Annotated in this window: 3 protein-coding genes; all 3 read right to left on the bottom strand. The window is 27.3% G+C overall.

Annotation, left to right across the window (positions count from 1 at the left end):
• On the bottom strand, positions 1–434 hold a 434-nt coding region (locus tag KQI94_RS16100), incomplete at its 3' end, for a recombinase family protein (RefSeq protein ID WP_216454656.1).
• Positions 435–444: 10 nt separating this feature from the next.
• A complete protein-coding gene (locus KQI94_RS16095) occupies positions 445–612 on the bottom strand; it encodes a hypothetical protein (protein ID WP_160806404.1) in 168 nt (55 codons plus the stop codon).
• A 226-nt stretch (positions 613–838) separates the two neighbouring features.
• A partial coding sequence (locus KQI94_RS16090; protein WP_216454654.1) for a YcxB family protein occupies positions 839–1,085 on the bottom strand: 247 nt, incomplete at its 5' end.

The following is a 1,085-nucleotide window of genomic DNA, read 5'->3' as shown; positions in this document are numbered from 1 at the left end:
CCTCTAAAACGTCCTTCTTTTTTCGCTATTTCTATTCCTTGCCTTTGTCTTTCTTTGATTCTTATTCTTTCAGATTCAGCTTGGTACTTGTAAATTTCGATTATTAAATTATTAATTAATAATCTTAAATTATTATCCTCTATACCCTTTAAAGTAGGAAGATTTAAAACGTCTAGTGTCGCACCTTTTTTATGAATTGCAGCAATTAGATTAGTTAGTAATTTATTATCTCTTGCCAAACGATCTAATTCTGTAACGGTTACTATATCGCCCTCTCGAATAAATTCGAGCATTTCATTTAAAGCTGGTCTTTCTGTTTGATCACCTTGCATTTTTTCTGAAAATATTTTTTCAACTTTTTCAGAATTTAATTTTTCTATTTGACGATTTAAATTTTGAGTTTTACTACTAACACGAGCATATCCAACCTTCATAAAATCTTCCTCAATCTTTCATATCAATATCTAAATATTTACGGACATATACACTTTTACCTCTATCTTTATAAAATTCTGATTCGTTTAAAATCTTTACTTCTTCATTTTGCGATTCTAACCATTCAATAAATTTATCAACTTCTTCACTCTCGCCATGCAAACGAATTTTCAACATTAAATTCATCAACTCCTTTTATAAAATAAAAACTAAAATGCACAACTCTGTTGTCACATTATATTATCAATTATACCAAAGACTTCTAATAGTGACAAATAAGTGTACCCTGTTGGCTCTTTAATATAGAGCTTTATAAAAATATAGAAATACATTATGAGGATTTCTATATTTTGTTTATTACTTAGTTTCTATCGTTAAATAGGTATCATTTGATAACTTTATTTTATTTCGTAACATGTTTCTCTATAAAATCACTTTGAACTTTTGTAGAAATCATTCTCTTAGGTAAAATAAAAATTTTGTTTTTGTCGATTTTCATTAAATAAAATTCTTCAGTCTCAAAAACACCTTCTATATCATTCCATAAGTGTGATTTTTTATCTTCTTCATTATTTGCTTGCCAGTAAACAATGCCAGAATCATTAATTTTCACTTTTCTTGGCTCTAAAGTTTTCGGATCTGTATTTTTG

The sequence above is a fragment of the Enterococcus sp. S183_ASV_20 genome, assembly GCF_018919685.1.
GTDB classification, from domain to species: domain Bacteria; phylum Bacillota; class Bacilli; order Lactobacillales; family Enterococcaceae; genus Enterococcus; species Enterococcus faecalis.
The sequence above is the reverse complement of the archived record's forward strand: the minus strand, read 5'-3'. Positions and strand labels throughout refer to the sequence as shown.

Coding starts and splice junctions, on each gene's coding strand:
- KQI94_RS16095 (WP_160806404.1), bottom strand. CDS start 612: ATGTTGAAAATTCGTTTGCATGGCGAGAGTGAAGAAGTTGATAAATTT.